The sequence below is a fragment of the Aeromicrobium sp. Sec7.5 genome, from assembly GCF_036867135.1.
Lineage (GTDB): Bacteria > Actinomycetota > Actinomycetes > Propionibacteriales > Nocardioidaceae > Aeromicrobium.
The window spans coordinates 401,143-422,887 of the sequence record NZ_JBAJIJ010000001.1 but is presented as its reverse complement, the minus strand read 5'-3'; the positions used below and the strand labels follow the sequence as shown (position 1 = coordinate 422,887).

Sequence of the window (21,745 nt, the reverse complement as noted above, 5' to 3'; positions counted from 1 at the left end):
CCGGCCCTCAGCCGGCGGGGGACGTCGGCGGTGCCGACTCGAGACCCGCGAGCAGGGCAGCGATGTTCGTCAGCAAGGCCGGCGAAGCTGCGGCCGGAGCCGCCGGCGCCTCGGCGTCCTCGAGCACCTGCGGCGGCACCGAGCCCCCGGCGGCCACGTAGCCCAGGAGCCCGTCGACGTCGACCAGGGCCGGCAGACGCTTCACGAGCTGCAGCAGCGGCAGGGCGAACGGATTCGGCACGTCGTCGGTGAGCTGCCGGAACACGGCGTCGGCGATGCCCTTCATGCCCGAGCGGAACGGGTGGTAGCTGAACGCGTCGGCCCGGATCTGCTCGCCGTTGACCCACGGCTCGGCGGCGCAGGCGTCGCGTCCGACCGAGGCCGCGTACATGTCGACGTAGCTGGCGCCGTAGGCCTCGGCGGCACGGCTGAGCGAGGCGTTCAGCGCCTGGTGGACCTGCGTTCCCCAGGCGTAGTCACCGGGAGCGAACGGCACGGCGGCGCAGGTGCCCTCCTCGGGGAGGATGTGCAGGTAGCCCACCACGACGACCGTGGCGTCGGGCGCCCGTTCCACGATCGCGGCGAGCGCCTGCTCGACATGGCCCTGGATCGCGGCGGCGTCGCGCAGCTTGGTGTCGACGCCGTCGGTCGTGAAGCTGTCGCGGCACGGCGCGTCGGCCTCCGGGTGCTCGGCCGCGAGATCGGCGCACGAGTCGATCAGCTCCCCGAACAGGCCGAAGTCGTTGCCCCCGATGCCGAGCGTCACGAGGTCGGTCTCCGCGGTCACGGCCAGCAGCTGCGGGGCGTTCTGGTTCTCGGGCAGACCCTGCGGCAGGATCCCGGGCTGCGAGGCGAACAGGTGCTCGGTGCGGGCGGCCGAGCAGCTGACGTCGGCGAAGGTCCGCACCTGCAGGTAGGCGGCCAGGAAGGCGGGGTAGTTCGAGCTGGACCGGACACATCCGAGCGGTCCCGGCGTCGGGACCGGCACGAGCGGACCGGCGGTGTAGGAGTCGCCGAGCGCGACGTAGTCGATCGCGGCGCCGACCTCGATCGGCACGGGTGCCGTCGCCTCGCGAGGACCCGCAGCGGCCGCGCCGGACGCGGCTCCCGCGAGCAGGGCGAGCGCGGCCAGGACGGTGACGACGCGGACGCGCATCGGTTCCCCTCTCATCGTCCCGCCCAGCAGCAGGACCCACCCGGACCAACGCTCGACCGTGACCCAGGTCACGTGTCGAGGCTACGGGAGGGGCCCACGCCGCGATGGTGACGCTGTCCCAGGCCGGGGCTAGGCTCGCGGGGTGGACGCGCCCCTCGCCCTGTACCGCCGCTACCGGCCCGAGACCTTCGCCGAGGTCATCGGCCAGGAGCACGTCACCGATCCCCTGCGGCACGCGCTGGCGGGCAACCGCGTCAACCACGCCTACCTGTTCAGCGGCCCGCGCGGCTGCGGCAAGACCACCAGCGCACGCATCCTGGCCCGGGCCCTGAACTGCGAGCAGGCCCCGATCTCCGATCCGTGCGGCGAGTGCCAGAGCTGCCGCGACCTCGCCCGCGGCGGGCCGGGCAGCGTCGACGTCATCGAGATCGACGCGGCCAGCCACGGCGGCGTCGACGACGCCCGCGACCTGCGCGAGCGGGCCTTCTTCGCGCCCGTCAGCAGCCGGTACAAGGTCTACATCATCGACGAGGCGCACATGGTGAGCCCGCAGGGCTTCAACGCGCTGCTCAAGCTCGTCGAGGAGCCGCCGCCGCACCTGAAGTTCATCTTCGCCACGACCGAGCCCGAGAAGGTCATCGGCACGATCCGGTCGCGCACGCACCACTACCCCTTCCGGCTCGTGCCGCCCAAGACTCTGGGCGACTACCTCAACCAGCTCTGCGCCAGCGAGGGCGTCACGCTCGACGCCGCGGCCCTGCCGCTCGTCGTGCGGGCCGGCGGCGGATCGGTGCGCGACACCCTCAGCGTGCTCGACCAGCTCATCGCCGGGGCCGGCGACGAGGGCGTCACCTACCGCCTCGCGGTGCAGCTGCTCGGCTACACCCCCGACTCCCTGCTCGACGAGGCCGTCGACGCGTTCGCAGCGCGCGACGGCGCCACCGCGTTCGGGGTCGTCGACAAGGTCATCGAGTCCGGCCAGGACCCCCGCCGGTTCGCCGAGGACCTCCTGCAGCGCCTGCGCGACCTGGTGGTCCTGCGGGCCGTGCCCAACGCGATCGAGGTCGCACTCCTGGAGGCGCCGGCCGACCGCGCCGACCAGCTCACGCAGCAGTCGCAGGCCTTCGGCCCGGCCGAGCTCGTGCGCATCGCCGACCTCACCGACGCCGCGCTCACCGACTTCCGCGGCGCCACCGCCCCGCGCCTGCTGCTCGAGCTGCTGTGCGCGCGCATCCTCGTGCCCGGCGCCGACCACGCCACCGAGGGCTACGCCGCGCGCCTGGACCGCATCGAGCGGCGCCTGGAGTCGGGCGGGCCCGCGATCGCCACCCCGGCCGTCGCCACCCCGGCCCGCCCCGCGGTCGAGGCCTCCGCGCCCACGCCGGCCGTGACCGCCACGCCCACACCCGCACCTGATCCCGCGCCGACACCCGCACCCGCGGCCACCCCGGAGCCCGAGCCGGCGCCCACGCCGGAGCCGGCCCCCGACCCGGAGCCCGAGCCGACCCCCGAGCCCGCGCCTGCTCCCGCACCGGAGCCCGAGCCCGTGGCGGCCACGCCCACCCCCGGTCAGCTCGGGGTCGCCGACGTCCGTCGCCTGTGGCCCGAGGTCCTCGAGGCCGTGCAGGGCCTGCGCCGGTTCGCCTGGATCCTGCTCGGCCAGAACGCGCACGTCGCGGGCCTCGAGGGGGAGATCCTCACGGTCGCGTTCATCAACCAGGGCGCTCGCGACTCGTTCCACTCCAGCAAGTCCGACGAGGTCCTGCAGCAGGCCGTGCACCAGGTCATCGGTGTGACGTGGCGCATCGAGTCGATCATCGATGCCGGGGTGGCCCAGCGAGATCACGCCCCGAAGGAGCAGCCCCGCGAGCCGTCGGCGGCCGCTCCCGCTGCCACCGGGTCACCTCGCCCGGAGTCAGGCCGGCCCGCCGCGGCACCGGTGCCCGAGTCCGTGCGCGCGGCGCTCGCCAATCCCGTCGCCGCCACCGAGCGGCCCAATCCCGACGCCCACGCCGACCTCGGCGACCCCGTGGTCGAGGAGTCGGTCGAGGACGTCGAGCAGATGCTGAGCCGCGAGCTCGGCGCGGAGATCATCGATGACGGAGCCCCGGGACCCCGCTGAGCCGGGCCCGGCCAGCCGCCTGCGGCTCGACCTGACCGCCTCCCCCACCGAGGTCCTGCGCCGGCTGCGGCACCACGACCGCCCCGTCGCCCTCATCGGGGCGTGGCACCACGGTGACGCGCTGATCGCGGTCGACCCCGACCGCGTCCTGGGCCCCGACGACGATCCGTTCGACCTCGGTGGCCCGCCGGCGCCGGCCGACGGCACGTTCGGTGGCGGCTGGATCGGCGTGTGGGGCTTCCGCCTCGGTCGGCGCCTGGAGGAGACCGGCGGAGGGACCGGCGGAGGTGCCGGGCCGTGGGCGGCGAGCGAGCACCGCCCGATCCCGCAGCCTGATCACGTCCTGGGCCACTACCGGCACGTGCTTCGTCACACGCGCGGGGTGTGGTGGGCCGAGTCGCTCGACGGACCCGACGTCCTCGCCGCGTGGCTCGACGGGCTCTCCGCCGACCTCCGCGGCGCTGCAGCGCCGCAGCGCCACGCCTTCACGGCGTTCGCGCCGGTGCCGGGCGCCGACGCGCACCTCGCCGCCGTCGCGCGGGTCCTCGACCACGTCGCCGCCGGCGACATCTTCCAGGCCAATCTCTGCCAGCGCCTCGAGGCCGAGCTCAACGGCGACCCGGTCGACGTGTTCTGCGCCGGGGTCGAGGCACTCGCGCCGGCGTACGCCGCGTACGTCGGCTGGCCCGGTGGCGCCGTCGCGAGCCTGTCGCCCGAGCTGTTCCTGCGGCGCACGGGGCGCGAGGTGCTCACGTCCCCCATCAAGGGCACGGCACCGCTCGACGCCGACCCGGCGGAGCTGGTCGCCTCGACCAAGGACCGCGCCGAGAACGTCATGATCGTCGACCTCATGCGCAACGACCTCGGTCGTGTCTGCGAACCGGGGTCGGTGCGCGTGCCCGCGATCGCGCGCGCCGAGCGGCACAGCGTCTGGCACCTCGTGTCCGACGTCGTGGGCCACCTGCGCACCGGGCTCACCGATGCCGACCTCCTGCGCGCCACCTTCCCGCCCGGGTCGGTCACGGGCGCGCCCAAGGTCCGGGCGCTGCAGATCATCGAGGAGCTCGAGGCCACGGCGCGCGAGGCCTACACCGGCGCCATCGGCCACGTCAGCGCGCACGCCGGTCTCGAGATGAACGTCGCGATCCGCACGTTCGAGTTCGCGGCCGCCTCCCCCGGGCGATGGGCGACCTGGTTGGGGGTCGGCGGCGGGGTGGTGGCCGACTCCACCCCCGAGGCCGAGCTGCGGGAGTGCTTCACCAAGGCCGCCCCGCTGCTCCGCGCCGTCGACGCGACCCTCGTCCCCCTCGCGCGAGCGTCCGGCACCCCGCGCGACCGGGAGGTGCGTCCCCCGCGAGAGACGTCCGTCCCCCGCGGCGCCGCCGTGTTCGACACCGTCCTGGTCGTCGACGGCGACCCGGTTGACCTCGATGCCCACCTGGCCCGGCTCGACGCCAGCGTGCGCGCCCTCCACGGCCGCACGATCCGCGCCGGGCTCGAGGGCGCCGTGCGGCGCAAGACCCACGGCCTCGTGGGTCGCCACCGGCTCCGGATCGACGCGGTCCCGGCGACCCACGGCGACGTCCGCGTGGGCCTGGCGGTCTCCGCCCTCCACGAGGAGCCGGCGCCGTGGACCCTCGACGTCCAGGTCGTCCCCGGCGGCTGGGGCGGGCACAAGTGGGCCGACCGCGACGCCCTCGGTCCGCACGTCCCCGGCCGAGACCGACTTCTCGTCGACGCCGACGGCTCGGTGCTCGAGACCGGCCGCGCCTCGCTCTTCCTCGTGCACGACGACGGCGTGCACACGCCCCCGCTCGACGGCCGGATCCTGCCCGGCACCGAGCGCGCGCGGGTCGTCGAGCGGCTCCGGTCGGCCGGCATCCCCGTGCACCAGCACCGGCTCACGACGTCGGACGTCGCCGCGGCGTCGGAGGTCTTCGTCACCAACGCCCTGCGCGGCACCGTCCCCGTCGTCGAGGTGCCGGGGGTCGGTCGCTGGGCCGCCGGACCCGTCGCGGCCCTCCTGGCGTCCGGCGCCGACGCGGTCGAACCGCCCCGGCCACGGCGTGCCGACGCGGCCCGCGTGCTGTTCGTCGACAACTACGACTCGTTCGTCTACAACCTCGTGCAGTACGTCGGGGAGCTCGGCGCCGAGGCCGAGGTCGTGCGCAACGACGCGGTCCGGGACGGGGCCGACGTCGCGGACCTCGTGGCTCGCCGCCTCGCCGGCGAGTTCACGCACCTGGTCGTGTCGCCCGGTCCCGGCAGCCCGGCGGAGGCCGGCATCAGTGCCGAGCTCGTCCGCCGGCTCGGACCGAGCACCCCCACGCTCGGCGTGTGCCTCGGCCACCAGGTGATCGGCGAGGTGTACGGCGCGCGCGTCGTGCGCGCCCCGGAGGTCGTGCACGGCAAGCCCTCGCTCGTCCACCACGACGGCACGGGCGTCTTCGCCGACCTGCCCAGCCCCCTCACCTGCGCGCGCTACCACTCGCTCGTGATCGACCCCGGCTCGCTGCCCGACGCCCTCGAGGTCACCGCCCGCACGGCGTCGGGGGTCATCATGGGGGTGCGGCACCGCGTGCATCCCGTCGAGGGCGTGCAGATGCACCCCGAGTCGATCCTGACCCACCGCGGCCACGACATGCTGGCGACCTTCCTCGCCGGCGACCCTGCTCTCCGGAGGACCCGATGGACCTGACCCTGACCGACGAGCAGCGCGACTTCCAGCGCACCGCCCGCGCCTTCCTCGACCGCGAGGTCGTGCCGTATCGCGCGGAGTGGGACCGGCGCGAGTCGGTCGACCTCGCGATCGTGCCCAAGCTGGGCGACCTCGGCTTCTTCGGCCTGACGATCCCCGAGGAGTACGAGGGGGTCGGCGGCGACTACACGACCTACGTCCTGGCGGCGGAGGAGCTCGGACGCGCCGACTCCTCGATCCGCGGCATCGTCTCGGTCTCGGCCGGCCTGTTCGGCTCGTCGGTGCTGCGGCACGGCACCGAGGAGCAGAAGCAGCGCTGGCTGCCCGGCATCGCGACGGGTCGCCTGCTCGGGTGCTTCGGCCTGACCGAGCCGGGCCACGGCTCCGATGCCGGCAACCTCACGACCAAGGCCGTGCTCGACGGCGACGCGTGGGTCATCGACGGCGAGAAGATCTTCATCACCAACGGCACGTGGGCCGACGTCGCGCTCGTGTTCGCCCGCACCGACGGCCCCGGCGCGCGCGGCATCTCGGCGTTCCTGGTGCCCACCGACACGCCGGGCTTCGGTCGCACCGAGGTGAAGGGCAAGCTCGGCCTGCGCGGCCAGGCCACGGCCGCGCTCTCGTTCGAGGGCGTGCGCGTCCCCGCCGACGCGCTGCTCGGCGAGCGGGGCGAGGGCTTCAAGATCGCGATGAAGACCCTCGACAAGGGCCGGGTCACGATCGCCGCCAGCTGTGTCGGCATCGTGCAGGGCTGCCTCGAGGAGGTCGTGGCCTACACGACGCAGCGCGAGCAGTTCGGCAAGCCCATCGCGTCCTACCAGCTCGTGCAGGACATGATCGCCGACATCTCGGTCGACGCCGACGCGGCACGACTGCTCACCTGGCGCGCCGCTGACCTCATGAACCGTGGCGAGCCGTTCGGCACCGCGGCCTCGAAGGCGAAGCTCTTCGCGTCCGAGGCCGCCGTGCGTGCGGCCAACCTCGCGGTGCAGGCCTTCGGCGGGTACGGGTTCATCGACGAGTACCCCGTGCAGAAGTACCTGCGCGACGCCCGCGTCATGACGCTGTACGAGGGCACCAGCCAGGTGCAGAAGCTCCTGATCGGCCGCGCCGAGACGGGCATCAACGCGTTCGGCTGAATCCCGCGGCTCCCGACGCGCGGCGCGGCGATTCCGGTGGGCCCCGCCCCGTAGGCTGGCGGGGTGTACGACGGCGTGATCCAGGACCTCATCGACGAGCTCGGCAGGCTGCCGGGCATCGGTCCGAAGAGCGCCCAGCGCATCGCGTTCCACATCCTCGACGCCGACACCGACGACGTCCGCCGGCTCGCCGCGGTCCTGGTCGACGTCAAGGCCAAGGTCCATTTCTGCACGATCTGCTGCGTCGTCACGACCGATCCCGAGTGCCGCATCTGCAGCGACACCCGCCGCGACGGCACGGTGCTGTGCGTCGTCGAGGAGAGCAAGGACGTCGTCGCGATCGAGCGCACCCGCGAGTTCCGTGGGCGCTACCACGTGCTCGGCGGAGCGATCAGCCCCATCGAGGGCATCGGGCCGGAGAACCTCCACATCAAGGAGCTCTACGCCCGGCTCAACGACCCCTCCATCACCGAGGTCATCATCGCCACCGACCCGAACCTCGAGGGCGAGGCCACGGCCACGTACCTGATCCGGTCGCTCACGACGTTCGGCATCAAGGTCAGCAAGCTCGCCAGCGGCCTCCCGATGGGCGGCGACCTCGAGTACGCCGACGAGCTCACGCTCGGCCGGGCCTTCGAGGGCCGCACCTCCGTCCTCCAGGCCACGACCACCCCCTGAGTCGCCGATCACACCGCGCTCGTCGGCGGTCCGGGGCGGGATTTCCTAGACTCGGCGGATGGATCTGGAGCTGCGGCACCTGAGGATCGTGTGCACGATCGCGGCGTCCGGCAGCATCACCAAGGCGGCCGGGGAGCTCGGTATCGCGCAGCCGGCGCTCACCGCGCAGCTGCGGCGGATCGAGCGGATCCTCGGGGGCCCGCTCTTCGACCGCGACCACCGCGGCGTGCGGACCACACCGCTCGGCGACCTCGTCGTCACCCGGGCGCAGCTGATCATGCCGGCCGTCGCGGGCCTGCTCGACGACGCGGCTCGCCTTCGTGGCGCGGGCCGGACCGCCGTGCCCGACCAGGTCAGCATCGGGTCCTCGACGTCGTCGATCCTCGCGCCCCTGATCCGCCGGCTCACCGAGTCGCTGCCCGAGCTCACGGTCGGCACCACCGCGTCGTGGTCGGCCGACGAGCTCGCCCTGGAGCTCGGCGCCGGACGTCTCGACTTCTGCGTCATCGGGGTCTGCGGCGGCTCCGGGCCACCCGGCGACCCCGGCCTGGAGTGGCGCACGTTCTCGGTCGACCCCGTGTTCGTGCTCCTGCCCGCCGACCACGCGCTGGCCGGGCAGACCGAGGTCACGCTGGCCGACCTGGCCGATGCCCAGTGGGCCGCCACCCCGGGCGACGGCTGCTTCGAGACCTGCTTCACCCAGGCCTGCGTGCGGGCCGGCTTCACGCCGCGCAGCCTCTACGTCGCCGACGCGGCGAGCTGCATCGAGATGGTCGCCTCGGGCACGGCCGTCGCACTGTGCCAGGCCACCCGGGTGCTCCCGGGGCTCGTCACGGTGCCCTTGAAGGACGTGCCCCTGCGATGGATCCACATGATCGGCTGGCGACCCGAGTCGTCGGTCGCCGCGCTCGCCGACACGTTCCACCGCAGCGTGGACCGGGCCCACGCCGACCTCGTGGGTCGCAGCGAGGTCTACTCCTCGTGGCTCGCCGAGCACCCCGCCTTCGGCCCGGCCCAGGACCCAGCCGGGCCGATCGGGGCAGCCGCCCTGCACCCCATCACACCGACGGTATGACCTGACCGGTATCTCCCCAGCGACGCCCCGCGTGACTAGCGTCGACGCAAGCCCTCGGGGGGCTTCGGGGAAGTCGGCACCAACGCCGTCTTCGTCGCTCGGAACACGTGGCACCTGCCGCGTGAGGAGGTGGCCCGACCGGCGATCCCGGTCGTGCCGCCACGACGAAGGAGACACCAGTGGCATCACGTCCAGCCCGCATCGCCGCCGTCCTCGGCTCGCTCGCGGTCGCAACCGTCCTGACCACCACCGCACCCGCGAGCGCCCAGGACCCGGGCCCCGCTCCGGGCGGCACCGCCACGGACACCACCTCCCGCACGCAGGCCCTGCAGCGCGACCTCGGACTCACGCCGGCCCAGGCCCAGGCCCGCGAGGCCTCGGAGGCGGCCGCCGCCCAGGCCGAGCAGGCCGCGGTCGCCCAGCTGGGCGACGCCTACGCCGGGTCCTGGTACGACGCCGGGCGCGGCGTGCTCGTGGTCGCGGTCGCCGGACCCACGACCAAGGCGGCCATCGCGGACGCCGAGACCGTCGCCGTGCCGAACAGCGCCAGCGAGCTCGACGGCGCGAAGGAGTCGCTCGACGCCGCGGGAGCCTCGGCCCCCGACACGGTCGCCGGGTGGCACGTCGATCCCGCCGCCAACCAGGTCGTCGTCACGACCCGTGACGTCGCGGCCGCCGAGACGTTCGTCGCCGGGTCCGGCGCGGCTCCGGAGCTCGTCACGGTGCAGTACGCCCCCGAGAACCCGCAGCCGCTGGCCGACGTGGTCGGCGGCGAGGCGTACCTCATCAACAACAGGTCCCGCTGCTCCGTCGGCTTCGCCGTCCGCGGCGGCTTCGTGACCGCCGGCCACTGCGGCACCCGCGGCGCCTCGACGACCGGCCCGACCGGCACGTTCCAGGGCTCGAGCTTCCCCGGCAACGACTACGCGTGGGTCAGCACCCCGAACGACACACCGGTCGGCGTGGTCGACGACTACGCCGGCGGTCGGGTCGCCGTGAAGGGTTCCACGCAGGCGCCGATCGGCTCCACGATCTGCCGCTCGGGCTCCACCACCGGCTGGTACTGCGGCACGATCCAGGCCCGCAACTCCACCGTGAACTACGCCGAGGGCTCGGTCACCGGACTCATCCGCACCACGGTGTGCGCCGAGCCCGGAGACTCCGGCGGATCGGCCATCTCCGGCAACCAGGCCCAGGGCGTCACGTCGGGCGGATCGGGCAACTGCTCGTCCGGTGGCACGACGTACTTCCAGCCGGTCAACGAGATCCTCTCGGTCTACGGGCTGACGCTCCTGACGTCCTGATCTCGAGGACGGAGCGGCCCGCGCGCTCGGGCGCGGGCCGCTCCGTCACGGGGGGACCCCTCCCCGTCGCGCCAGATGGTGGGGCGGGAGGGGCGCCGCTACTGTCGTGCCCGAGACGGCCGGCCGAGAGACGACCGGTCCATCGACCCAGGGGGAACACCATGAAGCTGCGCAACCGACTGACCGGCGCCGCGCTGGTCGGCACGCTCGCGATCTTCGGCCTGGCCGCGTGCAGCTCCGACGACTCCGGCGACAGCGACTCCACCAACGACTCCAGCTCGGACACCGGCGAGAGCGACGCGGGCTCCGACGACTCGGCCGACGCGGGCGGCGACAAGCCCAGCAAGGAGGAGGTCGTCGCCGGCTTCAGCGAGGCCTTCACGACGCAGTCGGGCGGACAGATCCCGGCGGACCTCGTCAGCACCATCGTCACCTGCCTGGTCGACGAGATCTACGACGACATCTCCGACGAGTCGGCGCAGGAGCTGGCCGACGGCAAGGTCGTCACCGATCCCGAGGACCAGCCGCTCGTGGCGACCGCCAGCGGCACCTGCACCACCCAGGCCTTCGGCGGCTGACCCGCACCAGGACCTGGCACGACGACCCCGGACGACTCGTCCGGGGTCGTCGTCGTCCGGGAGAGGATGGGCCCATGACGACGCTGGCCTCCCTCCTCGACCTCGCCACCCGCTGGTGGTGGCGGGCGGTCGGCCGCGAGGTCGACCTGGCAGGCGAGCACGCTTGGCTCGACGCCCCCATGAGCGACACCCCCTCGATCGCCGACGACTGGCTCGAGGACTACGCCCGGTCGGTCGGCGCGACGACCCACGAGGGCGCGGGCCTGCTCGGGTCGATCTCCGACCTGGCCGCCCCGAGGTTCCTGCCCGGTGACCTGGTGCCCGCGATCGCCGACTTCTACGAGCACACGAGCGACTGGCGGATCGAGGTCTGGAGCGGCTGGGCGTGGTGGGCCCGCCTGCCCGGCGGACTGGTCGAGCGGTGGTTCGGCCGCCGGATCGGGCAGCTCGCCATCCCGACCGACCCGCTGGCCGTGGCGCGCGGCATGGACAGTCGGGTCACGGTCGTCACCGACGCGTCCGGCACCCGCCGCGGCGCCGGCTGGCACCGCACGCTCCGCACGACCGGCGACGTCGTCTTCAGCGGCTTCTACGGGGTCCGGCGCCGACCCGGCGCCGATCACCCGAGCGTCCACGTCTCGTTCCCGCTGGAGCACGGCAACGTCCAGGTGTTCCTGCGACCCGAGGTCACCGCGGACGGCGGGCTCGTGCTGCGATCGAGGTCCGGTGGGTTCGGTGACGACGGCGCCTACGTCGTGGTGCGCCACGGTCGCCGCACGTGGGCCGCACGCGTACCCCTGCACGAGGTGTTCCACGTCCACGTCGACACCGAGGGCGTGCTGCGCACCGACCACGAGATGCGCCTCGGACCGGCCCGCGCGGTGGCCCTCCACTACCGCCTGGAGCGCCGCGCCTGAGCCTCGCGGCACCGATGGCAGCAACTCGACGCCCTCTGACCAGATCGGGGCCGAAGGCCACCCTTCCCGGCCGGTAGGATGGCGGCGGCGCCGACCTCCCGGCGCCCCGGAGCCGAACGGGTTCCGCTCGGTCCGACCAGGGAAGGCTCCATGGGCATCGTCGTGCAGAAGTACGGCGGCTCGTCGGTGGCGGACGCCGCCAGCATCAAGCGAGTCGCACAGCGCATCGTCGCGACCAAGAAGGCGGGGCACGACGTCGTCGTGGTCGTCTCCGCGATGGGCGACACGACCGACGAGCTCATCGACCTCGCCAACGAGGTCTCGCCGCTTCCCCCCGCCCGCGAGCTCGACATGCTGCTGACCGCCGGCGAGCGGATCAGCATGGCCGTGCTCGCGATGGCGATCGGCAACCTCGGCCAGGAGGCCCGCTCCTTCACCGGGTCGCAGGCCGGCGTCATCACCGACGCCGACCACGGTCGCGCCAAGATCATCGACGTCACGCCCGGCCGCATCGAGCAGGCCCTCGCCGAGGGCGCGGTCGCGATCGTGGCCGGGTTCCAGGGCGTCTCGCAGACCACGAAGGACATCACGACCCTGGGCCGCGGTGGCTCCGACACCACGGCGGCTGCCCTCGCCGCCGCGCTGCACGCCGACGTCTGCGAGATCTACTCCGACGTCGACGGCGTGTTCACCGCCGACCCGCGCATCGTGCCGAGCGCCCGCCGCATCCCGCAGATCTCCTACGAGGACTGCCTCGAGATGGCGGCCAACGGCGCCAAGATCCTGCACCTGCGCTGCGTCGAGTACGCCCGCCGCACCAATCTTCCCATCCACGTGCGCTCCTCCTTCTCCCAGAAAGAGGGCACCTGGGTGCTCCCCGCCGAATCCGTCGAGAAGGACGCCGCCATGGAAGCCGCCATCATCACCGGCATCGCGCACGACCGCAGCGAGGCCAAGATCACCGTCGTCGGCGTGGCCGACAAGGTGGGCTACGCCGCGTCGCTCTTCGGCACGCTCGCCGAGGCCTCGATCAACATCGACATGATCGTGCAGAACATCTCGGCGGCCGCCACGGGCCTGACCGACATCTCGTTCACCCTGCCCCGCTCCGACGGCGCCAAGGCCGTCGAGGCGCTGACCAAGGCCAAGGACGCGATCGGCTTCGAGCGCCTGCAGTACGACGACAGCGTCGGCAAGGTCTCGGTCATCGGTGCCGGCATGCGCAACGCCCCGGGCATCAGCGCCACGTTCTTCACCGCGCTCGCCGACGCGGGCGTCAACATCGAGATGATCTCGACCTCGGAGATCCGCATCTCGGTCATCACGGCCGAGAGCCAGGTCGACGAGGCCGTTCGCGCCGCCCACGCCGCCTTCGGGCTGGGCTCGGGCGAGGTCGAGGCCGTGGTCTACGGAGGTACCGGACGATGACCAGCATCGGCATCGTCGGCGCGACCGGTCAGGTCGGCGTCGCCATGCGACAGATCCTCGAGGAGCGGAACTTCCCCGCCGACGAGATCCGCTTCTTCGCGTCCAGCCGATCCGCCGGCACGGTCCTGCCCTACGCGGGCCGCGACATCACGGTCGAGGACGCCACGACCGCCGATCCGGCGGGTCTGGACATCGCCCTGTTCTCGGCCGGCGCCACCACCTCGCGCGCCTTGGCCCAGAAGTTCGCCGACGCCGGCGTCACGGTCGTCGACAACTCCTCGGCGTTCCGCAAGGACCCGTCGATCCCGCTCGTCGTGAGCGAGGTCAACCCGCACGACATCCCCGCGAGCGACGTGCCCGGTGGGCGCGGCATCATCGCCAACCCGAACTGCACCACGATGGCCGCGATGCCGGTGCTCAAGCCCCTGCACGACGCGGCCGGCCTGAAGCGACTCGTCGTCAGCTCGTACCAGGCGGTCTCGGGATCGGGCGTCGCCGGCGTGCAGGAGCTGCACGGCCAGGCGCTCGCGGTGGTCGAGAAGGCCGACGCGCTGGCCTACGACGGCAGCGCCCTGACCTTCCCGGCCCCGGTCAAGTACGTCGCGCCGATCGCGTTCAACGTCATCCCGATGGCCGGCTCCGTCGTCGACGACGGCACGCTCGAGACCGACGAGGAGCAGAAGCTCCGGCACGAGAGCCGCAAGATCCTGGGCCTGCCGGACCTGCTCGTGGCCGGCACGTGCGTCCGAGTGCCGGTGTTCACGGGCCACTCGTTGTCGATCCACGCCGAGTTCGACCGGGCCATCACGCCCGCCGAGGCCACCGAGATCCTCGGCGGCGCCCCGGGCGTGAGGCTCGTCGACGTGCCCACGCCCCTGCAGGCGGCCGGCGCCGACCCGAGTCTCGTCGGCCGCATCCGCCAGGACCAGAGCGTGGCCGACAACCGCGGCCTGGTGCTGTTCGTGAGCGGCGACAACCTCCGCAAGGGTGCGGCGCTCAACACGGTGCAGATCGCCGAGCTCCTGATCGGCTCCTGACGACGCCGGTCCGGCCGCGACCGCTCAGTCGCGTTCGACGAGCTCGATCGACGCGTCGCCGAGGCCGAAGACCGAGCCCGGCGGCAGCATGAGCTCCGGCTCGTCCGGCGTCGCGAAGCACGTGACCGCGTTGACGAGTCCACCGGTGCCCCAGCCCTCCGGGCCGCGCAGCGCACCGCCGACGACGGCCTCGTCGTGGCCCTCACCGATCACGAGGTCGAGCGCCTCGTCACACGCCTGGTCGAGCAGCTCCTGCACGTCGTCCGGGAAGGATCCGGCAGGATCCGCCGACGCAGCCGCGAGCTGGTCGACGTCGAGCATCCGCGTGGCGTCGAAGGAGACGGTGTACTCGGCGTCGTGCTTCGCCTCGCACGAGGCGTCCGCCGGCAGGCCGGCCGCGTCGAACGAGAAGCACAGTCGCTGGGCCAGCGGTCGCTCGTTCGAGAGCAGGCCCGCCGTGACGGCTCCCGTGACCGGCACCACGGGTGCCTCGGACGGGGTCGGCGAGTCCGCGACGAACCGGTTGACGCACAGCAGGGTGGGCTGCTCGGTCCAGCCCTCGGTCGGCAGCACGGCGTAGGTCGCCGAGGTGCGGGAGACCGGGATGACCTGCAGGGAGGCGATGTCGGTGCCGGCGAGCTCGGCGCTGCCGTCGAGCCCGAGCTGGCGCTGCAGCGAGATGTCGCAGTACGCGTGCGCGAAGGAGGCGAAGGTGACCTGGATCGTGTCCGCACGGGACCCCTCGAGCGCGGCCTGCAGGCGCGTGAGGTCCTCCTCGGTCGCCTCGGTGCCACTGATGTAGCGCGAGGGGATGTCCTGCGCCGCCAGCACCTCGTACACGTGCTCCTCGTCGCAGTCGACGATCGCGTCCTCCGACACGGTCGTGTCGCCCAGCACCGTGGCCAGGCCCGATGCCGAGACGCAGGCGCCGGGCACGAGTCCGCTCGCGACGCCGGTGGGCGTCGGCCGCGGCTCGGGCACCTCGCTCTCGCCCTGACAGGCCGTCAGCACGAGAGCCAGGAAGGCGGTCACGGTCACGGTGAGCAGTCGTCGCACAGGCGTCCTCGTCGCTGATCGGGGCGCCGATCGCCGACGAGCCCCGGGTGGTATCTCCGCACACAGGGTACGGGGACCGCTCGGGCTCAGCGCACGGTGACGCCGTCGCGGGCCTCGGCCTCGGCGCTCGGGTCGCGTCCGTCCTCGGCCTCGGCGAGCAGGACCCCGCCGTGGGCCGCGAGGTGCGACGCGACGGACACGGCCGGCACGATCAGCAGCGACCAGAGGCTCTGGGCGTTGGTCGGCAGCAGGATCAGCAGCAGAACGATGCCGAAGAGCTGGGCGAGGGCCGCGGTGACGACCGCGCTCGGGTGACCGAACCAGCCCAGCACCACGCGGCTCGTGACGAAGGCGGCGACGGCGATGAGGGCGAAGGCCAGCACGCCCCAGGCGCCCCCGGACTTCACCCCGAAGACGCGGTCGAACAGCTCGAGCGTCGCGGATCCGAGGCCCACGACCACGAGCCCCGTGACGATGGCCGTGGCCAGGACGCCCCGGACGTCGGGCCAGTGCGGCAGACGCACGCCCACGACACGTCGACCGACGGAGCGGACTCCGCTGCCGACCGCGCCGGTGCCGCTGCGGACCGCGCGTCCCGCGCCGGCCGACCGGTCGGACACCGACAGACGCCAGTCGTCGAGGACGTCGCGCGGGCTCCGGCGCGGCACCTTCGGCTTCGCCGGGGCCGGGGCCGGCGCGCTGCGTCCCGAGGCCTTGGCGACGGGTGAGGTCTTCTTGGTGGGCGTCGCCGTGCTCGCCGCGGCGCCCTCGCGGGCAGCGGGGCGCCCGCCCAGGGTGACGGTGCGACCCGTGCTCGGGTTGGTGACGGTGCGAGTTCGGGGCGCGGCGGCCCGACCGGGCGCGGCGACCGTGGGGCGCTCGTCGCGACCCACGTCACTCACGGGCCGCACGACGGTGCGCTTCACGACGCGGCGCACGACCTTCTTCGGCTGCTCGTCGTTCACGTGTTCCAGTGTGTCACAGCGCATAGGCCGCGCCGGAGAATCAGCTGGCGACCCTGGAGCCCGCTGGCCCCACCGGATGGCGACCCCGCAGCATCACCACGAGACGCAGGGCGGCCAGCACGCCGGCGAGGACCAGCCCGGCGGTCGATGCCGCCACTGGGACGCATGAGCCGTCCCTGAACGGCTACCCCCGACGCACGCGGCGACCCGAGACGGACCGCGGAGTCACCGCGATCACGACGTCACGCTCGCCCGGGGCCCAAGGGGTCGGCGTCCGGGCCGCCTCGCCGTGTGGCGCGTCCGGCACCGCGTCGACCCCTCGGGACGACCCGTTCGCCGTCACGCTCCAGCCGCGACCCAGCAGGTCGTCGTGGAAGTCGACGCCGAACGCGACATCGTCATGGCCGTTCGCCAGACTGGCCATCACCGAGTCCGGCGCCGTGCGCAGGTAGACGACGCGGTCGACGACCACGAAGTTGACCGGCAACAGCTGCTGGCCTCCGTCGGCCACGAACGCCACCCGCCCGACGGTCGTGGTGCCGCCGAGCAGCTGGTAGCACTCGGCCTCGCTCAGCTCACGCATCGAGCTCGTCCCGTCGGTGCTGGTCATGCATCGAACGTACTCCTGCCGAGGGCCGCGCCCCACCGGGTGCGACGACCGTCGCACCCGCCTCACTCCAGCTTCGAGGCCAGGAGCTCCGCGAGGTGCATCGACGGACGGTCGCGCAGGTCGGTGACCTGGGTGCGGCAGCTGAAGCCGTCGGCCAGGACGATCGCGTCGGGGGCCGCGTCGAGCGCCGGGAGCAGGTTCTGCTCCGCGACCGCGACCGAGACCTCGTAGTGACCGATCTCGACACCGAAGTTGCCGGCCAGACCGCAGCAACCGCCCAGCGTCGTGACCTGGGCGCCGGTGCGGCCGAGCAGCTTCTCGTCGGCGGCCCACCCGAGCACGGCGTGCTGGTGGCAGTGGGGCTGCGCCACGACCGTCGTGCCGGCGAGGTCGGGCGCCTCCCATCCGTCGGTCTCGCCCAGCAGCTCCGAGAGCGTGCGGGTGGACGCTGCGACGAGGCGGGCGTCGTCACCAAGCTCCGGGTCGTTGCCGAGGAGCTCGACCGCGTCGCTGCGGAGCACCGCGGTGCAGGACGGCTCGACCCCGACGATCGGGATGCCGGCTCGGGCGGCCTTGGCGAGCTCGGCCACGGTGCTGCCGAGGATGCGCTTCGCGGCGTCGAGCTGCCCCGTCGTGATCCACGTCAGGCCGCAGCACGTGCCGGCCGACGGCAGCTGCGGCTCGTAGCCGGCGTCCTGCAGCACCCGCACCATGGCCTCGGCGACCGACGGGGAGAAGCTGTTGCTGAAGGAGTCGACGAAGAGCATGACCGGCTGGCCGGTCGGCGTCGCGCCGCCTCGGCCCTCCTTCACGTGGCGCTTCCACCAGCGGCGGAACGGCGTGGTGGCGAAGGCCGGGATGCTGCGGCGCTGGTCGACGCCCGCGCCCCACAACGCGAGTCGTCCGACGAGGGGCAACCGCATGCCCCAGTTCGCCAGGCGCGGGATCCGGCCGGCGAGGCGGCTCCAGCGCGGGAGCCAGCCCAGCGTGTAGTGCGAGCGCGGCCGCAAGCGCTTGCGGTAGCTCTGGTGCAGCACCTCGGACTTGTAGGTGGCCATGTCGATGCCGGTCGGGCAGTCGGAGGCACAGCCCTTGCACGCCAGGCAGAGGTCGAGGGAGTCGTGCACCTCGGGTGAGCGCCAGTCGAGGCGGTCACCCCGCACGAGCTCCTGCAGCACGCGGGCGCGACCGCGGGTGGAGTCCTTCTCCTCGCGCGTCGCGAGGTAGGAGGGACACATCACGCCACCCGACGCCGTGTTGTCGGCCCGGCACTTGCCCACGCCGGTGCAGCGGTGCACCGCTCCGGCGAGGCTGCCGTGGTCCTCTTCGTAGGAGAACGCGAGCGGCCCACGGTTCGGGAACGTGCCGGCAACGCGCACCTCCTCGTCGGCGGCGTCGGGCGCCACGAGGACGCCCGGGTTGAGCAGGTCGGTCGGATCGAAGACGGCCTTGACCTGACCGAACAGCGTGAGGGCCTCCGGCGAGTACATCGTGGGCAGCAGGTCGCTGCGGGCACGGCCGTCGCCGTGCTCACCGGAGAGCGTGCCGCCGAACGACGCGACGAGCTCGGCCGCCGACTGCAGGAACGTGCGGAACACCGCGAGCCCGTCGGGACGGTCGAACGGGAAGTCGAGGCGCACGTGCATGCAGCCGTCGCCGAAGTGGCCGAACGGCGCCGAGGTGAGTCCGTGCTCGGCCACGAGGGCGTCGAACTGGGCGAGGTACTCCCCCAGACGATCCGGCGGGACGGCGGCGTCCTCCCATCCCGGCCAGGCGGGCTTGCCGGACGGGGCGCGACCCGCGAGACCCGCACCGTCCTCGCGGATGCGCCACAGGCGGGCCTGCACCTTCGGGTCGGGCACCACGAGGCTCTCCAGACCCAGCCCCTCGGCCGCGAGACGCTGCGCGCGCTCCATGACCTCGGCCGCGTCCTCCCCCGCGAGCTCGACGAACAGCCACGCCTGACCCTTCGGGAGGTCGGGCACGGCGCCCGCGCCCCGACGGCTGACCAGCACGTCGATCAGTCGCGAGTCGAGTCCCTCGCACGCCGTGGGCCCGTGCTGCACGACGGCGGGCGAGGCCTCGCCGGCCTTGACGATGTCCTCGAACCCGATCGCGACGACGACGCGGTGGGCCGGGTCGGTGACGAGCTTGACCGTGGCCTCGGTGATGACGCCGAGCGTGCCCTCCGAACCGACGAGCGCCTGCGTCAGGTCGAAGCGCTCGGGGAGCAGGTGGTGCACGGCGTAGCCGGAGACCTGCCGGCCGAACCGGTCGAACTCCGTGCGGGCGACGCCCAGGTGCCGGCCCATCACGTCGCGCAGGTCGGCCAGGATCGTCTCCGCGCCGTCGACGAACGGTCGGCCGTCACTGCCGTAGCCGGTGCGGAACAGCTCGCCCGAGGCCGTCATGACCTCCAGCGCGGCCACATTGTCGTTCGTGCGGCCGTAGCCCAGCGTGCGTGAGCCGCACGCGTTGTTGCCGATCATGCCGCCGATCGTGCAGCGGGGGTGCGTCGACGGATCGGGGCCGAACCTGCGACCCTGCGCCATCGCCTGCTTCTGCAGCACCGCGTGCACCGTGCCCGGTTCGACGACCGCCAGACCGGCCTCGCCGTCGACCGAGATCACCCGGTTCATGTGACGGCTGAAGTCGAGCACCACACCGCGTCCGATCGCGTTGCCGGCGACCGACGTACCGGCACCCCGCGACGTGACGGGCACCTCGAGCGACCGGCACACGTCCAGGACCTCGGCGACCTCGTCGCGCGACCGCGGCCGCACCACCGCCGTGGGGGGGATGCGGTACAGCGAGGCATCGGTGGAGTACATCGCCCGCGTGCCCTCGTCGGACTTCACGTCCAGCCCTCGTGAGGTCAGCGCGGACACGACGTCCAGCCGGACGCCGGGCGCGGCGAGGTCGAGGGTCGTCATCCGTGCTGCTCCATGAGTAACATGTTACATGTGAGTCAACCCCTGCTGGAGCGCCGGACCCTCGCCGAGGGTGTGGTGGAGGCCATGCGCGACGGCATCCGCGACCGCACCTTCGTGCCCGACCAGACGTACTCGGTGCAGCAGGTGGCCGACCTGCTCGGCATCTCGCGCAGCCCCGTGCGGGAGGGGCTGCTGAAGCTCGAGGAGGCCGGCCTGGTGCGGTTCTCGCGCAACCGCGGCTTCCATGTCGTGCTGCCCCGATCGCGCGACATCGCCGAGATCTTCGGCGTCAGGCTCGCACTGGAGCCGCACGCAGCCGCGCGGGTGGCGACCCGCGGGGACGACGCCACGATCGCTGCGATCGAGTCAGCGATGGTGGCGCTCCGCTCTGCGGCGTCCGCGGGCGTGGAGCGGGAGTTCTGGCGGCACGACCGCGAGCTGCACCGACTCCTGCTGGTGGGCGGCGGGAACCCTCGCGCGGCGGAGATCGTCGCCTCCCTGCGGTCGACGACGGCGCTGCTCGGACCACCCACGTCGGCCGGGCCACGCGACCTCGTGCAGATTGCCGAGGAGCACGCCCCCATCGTCGAGGCCGTGGTGAGGCGGCACGCCGACGCTGCGGAGGCGGCCATGCGCGAGCACCTCACGACGACAGGTCTGCTGCTCGTCGCCCAGGCCGAGGGCCTGGACGCCGATCACCCGACCGTGCGAGCCATCTGGGACGACGTCGCGGGATAGTCGGCGCAGGGCTCAGGCTCGGAGTGGGTAGTCGGCTGGTTGGGCTTCGTGTGTTTGTCGTGCGGCGTGGCGGATGCGGCGCAGCTGGTCGCGGGTGGTGCGGCGTTGGGTGAGGTCGACCGGTCGGCCGTCGCGGGTGGCGAGGTCGAACTTGCCTTGTCCGAGGGCTTCGATGACGAGGAGCCCGCGGTGGACCAGCGTGTGACAGCTGGTGCAGATGCCGATGAGTCCGTCGAGGTCGGTCTTGCCGCCGTTGGACCACCAGGTGGTGTGGTGGATCTCGAGGTGGGTGTGGGTGCAGCCGGGTGCGGCGCAGACACCGTGCTGGCGGGCGATGACGGCTTTGCGCTGGGCGGGGGTGGCGAGGCGGATGGTGTCGCCGACGTTGAGGATCTGCGCCTGCTCGACATCGTCGTCGGACGTGAGGATGGGGGTGGTGTCGCCGGTGCAGGCGAGGTAGGACAGCAGCTGGGGGCCGATGGGTCCGAAGCCGGCCAGCTCGGCCGGCTCACCGACCGGCTTCGCCTGACCGGGTTCGGCGGTCATGGCCTCGTGGAGGGTCTCGACTCCGACGATGACCGACAGCTGCGGGCGGATGCCCTTGCTGGACGGCAAGCCTGATTCGAGCACCGACGACAACAGCCGGTCGAACCCGGCGACCCGGCGCTCAGCGCTGGTGCGGTCGTCGTTGGCCTGCGTGGGGATCGACAACGACTCGAGGACGGCCTTGAGCTTGGCTCCGGTCTCGGTCTTCAGGAAACCGCTGAGGTGCCAACCCTCGGGAACTGGTGAGAGCTGGATGTCTTCCTTCGCCATGCCCTTGATCCACGCCTTGTCGAGCTCTTCGGGGTAGACGGCGTCGCGCAGGGCCCGGATCACGCGGCGCAGCTGCACGGGCTCGTGAGTGGTGGCGACGGCCAGCAGCCACGGTTCGGCATCAGAAACGACCTTCTGGCCGATGTGCTTGAGGCCGAACGTGAAGAGCCTGACGTGATCGAGCCGCACCGCACCCTCAGCAGCGGCGTCACCCACAGCGGGGAGCTCACGCATGGTGTGGTCGGCGTCGATCAGGCTGCGGGTCTGGCGGGCGTCGAGGCGCAGGTGCTGGCGCGCCCAGGTAGTGACGGTGGAAGCGCCGTCGAGCTCGAACTCCGCGGACTTCTCGAGCTCGGCCAGGTGGTGGGCCTTCGCGGCGTCGAGCGCGTCCTGCGCGGTCTGGATCGCGACCAGAGCAGCACGGTGGTCGGCCGAGGTGACGGCATGCGCAGCTGACCGCAGCGCCTGCACCGTGGGACCCGAGACCATGTC

At 73.0% G+C, this 21,745-nt stretch carries 16 protein-coding genes and 1 pseudogene; 11 read left to right on the top strand and 6 right to left on the bottom strand.

Going from position 1 to position 21,745, the window contains the following annotated elements; translation table 11 throughout:
- Positions 1 to 7: 7 nt before the first annotated feature.
- Positions 8 to 1,228, bottom strand: a complete 1,221-nt coding sequence (locus V6S66_RS02105; RefSeq protein WP_334205129.1) for an SGNH/GDSL hydrolase family protein — start codon at positions 1,226 to 1,228, stop codon at positions 8 to 10.
- A gap of 70 nt (positions 1,229 to 1,298) precedes the next feature.
- Between V6S66_RS02105 and V6S66_RS02100 the strand changes: the two are divergent.
- The 10 genes and pseudogenes from V6S66_RS02100 to V6S66_RS02055 all read left to right on the top strand — a co-directional run.
- Positions 1,299 to 2,879 (top strand): annotated as a pseudogene (locus V6S66_RS02100) (DNA polymerase III subunit gamma and tau); the annotation flags it as partial.
- Between the two features lie 373 nt (positions 2,880 to 3,252).
- Positions 3,253 to 5,976: a chorismate-binding protein gene (locus tag V6S66_RS02095; RefSeq protein ID WP_334205127.1), complete on the top strand. Its 2,724-nt coding sequence runs from the start codon at positions 3,253 to 3,255 to the stop codon at positions 5,974 to 5,976.
- Positions 5,967 to 7,118 carry an acyl-CoA dehydrogenase family protein gene (locus V6S66_RS02090; protein WP_334205126.1) on the top strand — a complete coding sequence of 384 codons (1,152 nt, stop codon included), beginning with the start codon at positions 5,967 to 5,969 and terminating at the stop codon, positions 7,116 to 7,118. Before V6S66_RS02095 ends, V6S66_RS02090 begins: the two co-directional genes overlap by 10 nt.
- 63 nt (positions 7,119 to 7,181) lie before the next feature.
- Positions 7,182 to 7,796, top strand: coding sequence for a recombination mediator RecR (gene recR / locus V6S66_RS02085; RefSeq protein WP_334205125.1), 615 nt, complete (start codon positions 7,182 to 7,184; stop codon positions 7,794 to 7,796).
- 58 nt (positions 7,797 to 7,854) lie between these two features.
- The gene (locus tag V6S66_RS02080) at positions 7,855 to 8,871 is read left to right on the top strand and encodes a LysR family transcriptional regulator (protein ID WP_334205124.1); all 1,017 of its coding nucleotides are present in this window, start codon (positions 7,855 to 7,857) and stop codon (positions 8,869 to 8,871) included.
- Positions 8,872 to 9,050: 179 nt separating this feature from the next.
- A complete protein-coding gene (locus V6S66_RS02075; RefSeq protein ID WP_334205123.1) occupies positions 9,051 to 10,175 on the top strand; it encodes a S1 family peptidase in 1,125 nt (374 codons plus the stop codon).
- Positions 10,176 to 10,336: 161 nt separating this feature from the next.
- Positions 10,337 to 10,753 carry a hypothetical protein gene (locus V6S66_RS02070; RefSeq protein ID WP_334205122.1) on the top strand — a complete coding sequence of 139 codons (417 nt, stop codon included), beginning with the start codon at positions 10,337 to 10,339 and terminating at the stop codon, positions 10,751 to 10,753.
- A 74-nt stretch (positions 10,754 to 10,827) separates the two neighbouring features.
- Positions 10,828 to 11,670 carry a hypothetical protein gene (locus V6S66_RS02065; RefSeq protein WP_334205121.1) on the top strand — a complete coding sequence of 281 codons (843 nt, stop codon included), beginning with the start codon at positions 10,828 to 10,830 and terminating at the stop codon, positions 11,668 to 11,670.
- 150 nt (positions 11,671 to 11,820) lie between these two features.
- Positions 11,821 to 13,098 (top strand): aspartate kinase, encoded by a 1,278-nt coding sequence (locus V6S66_RS02060; RefSeq protein WP_334205120.1) that lies wholly within the window; start codon positions 11,821 to 11,823, stop codon positions 13,096 to 13,098.
- Positions 13,095 to 14,135: an aspartate-semialdehyde dehydrogenase gene (locus V6S66_RS02055; RefSeq protein ID WP_334205119.1), complete on the top strand. Its 1,041-nt coding sequence runs from the start codon at positions 13,095 to 13,097 to the stop codon at positions 14,133 to 14,135. Before V6S66_RS02060 ends, V6S66_RS02055 begins: the two co-directional genes overlap by 4 nt.
- A gap of 24 nt (positions 14,136 to 14,159) precedes the next feature.
- Here V6S66_RS02055 and V6S66_RS02050 read toward each other — a convergent pair whose 3' ends face one another.
- The 4 genes from V6S66_RS02050 to V6S66_RS02035 all read right to left on the bottom strand — a co-directional run bounded on the left by V6S66_RS02050 (position 14,160) and on the right by V6S66_RS02035 (position 19,699).
- Positions 14,160 to 15,191: a hypothetical protein gene (locus V6S66_RS02050; RefSeq protein WP_334205118.1), complete on the bottom strand. Its 1,032-nt coding sequence runs from the start codon at positions 15,189 to 15,191 to the stop codon at positions 14,160 to 14,162.
- An 86-nt stretch (positions 15,192 to 15,277) separates the two neighbouring features.
- A complete protein-coding gene (locus tag V6S66_RS02045; protein ID WP_334205117.1) occupies positions 15,278 to 16,156 on the bottom strand; it encodes a hypothetical protein in 879 nt (292 codons plus the stop codon).
- Positions 16,157 to 16,340: 184 nt separating this feature from the next.
- A complete protein-coding gene (locus V6S66_RS02040) occupies positions 16,341 to 16,766 on the bottom strand; it encodes a pyridoxamine 5'-phosphate oxidase family protein (RefSeq protein ID WP_334205116.1) in 426 nt (141 codons plus the stop codon).
- Positions 16,767 to 16,828: 62 nt separating this feature from the next.
- On the bottom strand, positions 16,829 to 19,699 hold the full coding sequence (locus V6S66_RS02035) for an FAD-binding and (Fe-S)-binding domain-containing protein (protein WP_334205115.1): 2,871 nt from the start codon (positions 19,697 to 19,699) through the stop codon (positions 16,829 to 16,831).
- A gap of 30 nt (positions 19,700 to 19,729) precedes the next feature.
- On the opposite strand from V6S66_RS02035, the gene V6S66_RS02030 reads away from it, so the two are divergent.
- Positions 19,730 to 20,437 (top strand): GntR family transcriptional regulator, encoded by a 708-nt coding sequence (locus V6S66_RS02030; protein WP_334205114.1) that lies wholly within the window; start codon positions 19,730 to 19,732, stop codon positions 20,435 to 20,437.
- A gap of 12 nt (positions 20,438 to 20,449) precedes the next feature.
- On the opposite strand, the gene V6S66_RS02025 is transcribed toward V6S66_RS02030, so the two are convergent.
- Positions 20,450 to 21,742 (bottom strand): HNH endonuclease, encoded by a 1,293-nt coding sequence (locus tag V6S66_RS02025; RefSeq protein ID WP_334205113.1) that lies wholly within the window; start codon positions 21,740 to 21,742, stop codon positions 20,450 to 20,452.
- Positions 21,743 to 21,745 lie beyond the last annotated feature (3 nt).

Coding starts and splice junctions, on each gene's coding strand:
- V6S66_RS02095 (WP_334205127.1), top strand. CDS start 3,253: ATGACGGAGCCCCGGGACCCCGCTGAGCCGGGCCCGGCCAGCCGCCTG.
- V6S66_RS02090 (WP_334205126.1), top strand. CDS start 5,967: ATGGACCTGACCCTGACCGACGAGCAGCGCGACTTCCAGCGCACCGCC.
- V6S66_RS02080 (WP_334205124.1), top strand. CDS start 7,855: ATGGATCTGGAGCTGCGGCACCTGAGGATCGTGTGCACGATCGCGGCG.
- V6S66_RS02070 (WP_334205122.1), top strand. CDS start 10,337: ATGAAGCTGCGCAACCGACTGACCGGCGCCGCGCTGGTCGGCACGCTC.
- V6S66_RS02065 (WP_334205121.1), top strand. CDS start 10,828: ATGACGACGCTGGCCTCCCTCCTCGACCTCGCCACCCGCTGGTGGTGG.
- V6S66_RS02060 (WP_334205120.1), top strand. CDS start 11,821: ATGGGCATCGTCGTGCAGAAGTACGGCGGCTCGTCGGTGGCGGACGCC.
- V6S66_RS02055 (WP_334205119.1), top strand. CDS start 13,095: ATGACCAGCATCGGCATCGTCGGCGCGACCGGTCAGGTCGGCGTCGCC.
- V6S66_RS02040 (WP_334205116.1), bottom strand. CDS start 16,766: ATGACCAGCACCGACGGGACGAGCTCGATGCGTGAGCTGAGCGAGGCC.
- V6S66_RS02035 (WP_334205115.1), bottom strand. CDS start 19,699: ATGACGACCCTCGACCTCGCCGCGCCCGGCGTCCGGCTGGACGTCGTG.
- V6S66_RS02025 (WP_334205113.1), bottom strand. CDS start 21,742: ATGGTCTCGGGTCCCACGGTGCAGGCGCTGCGGTCAGCTGCGCATGCC.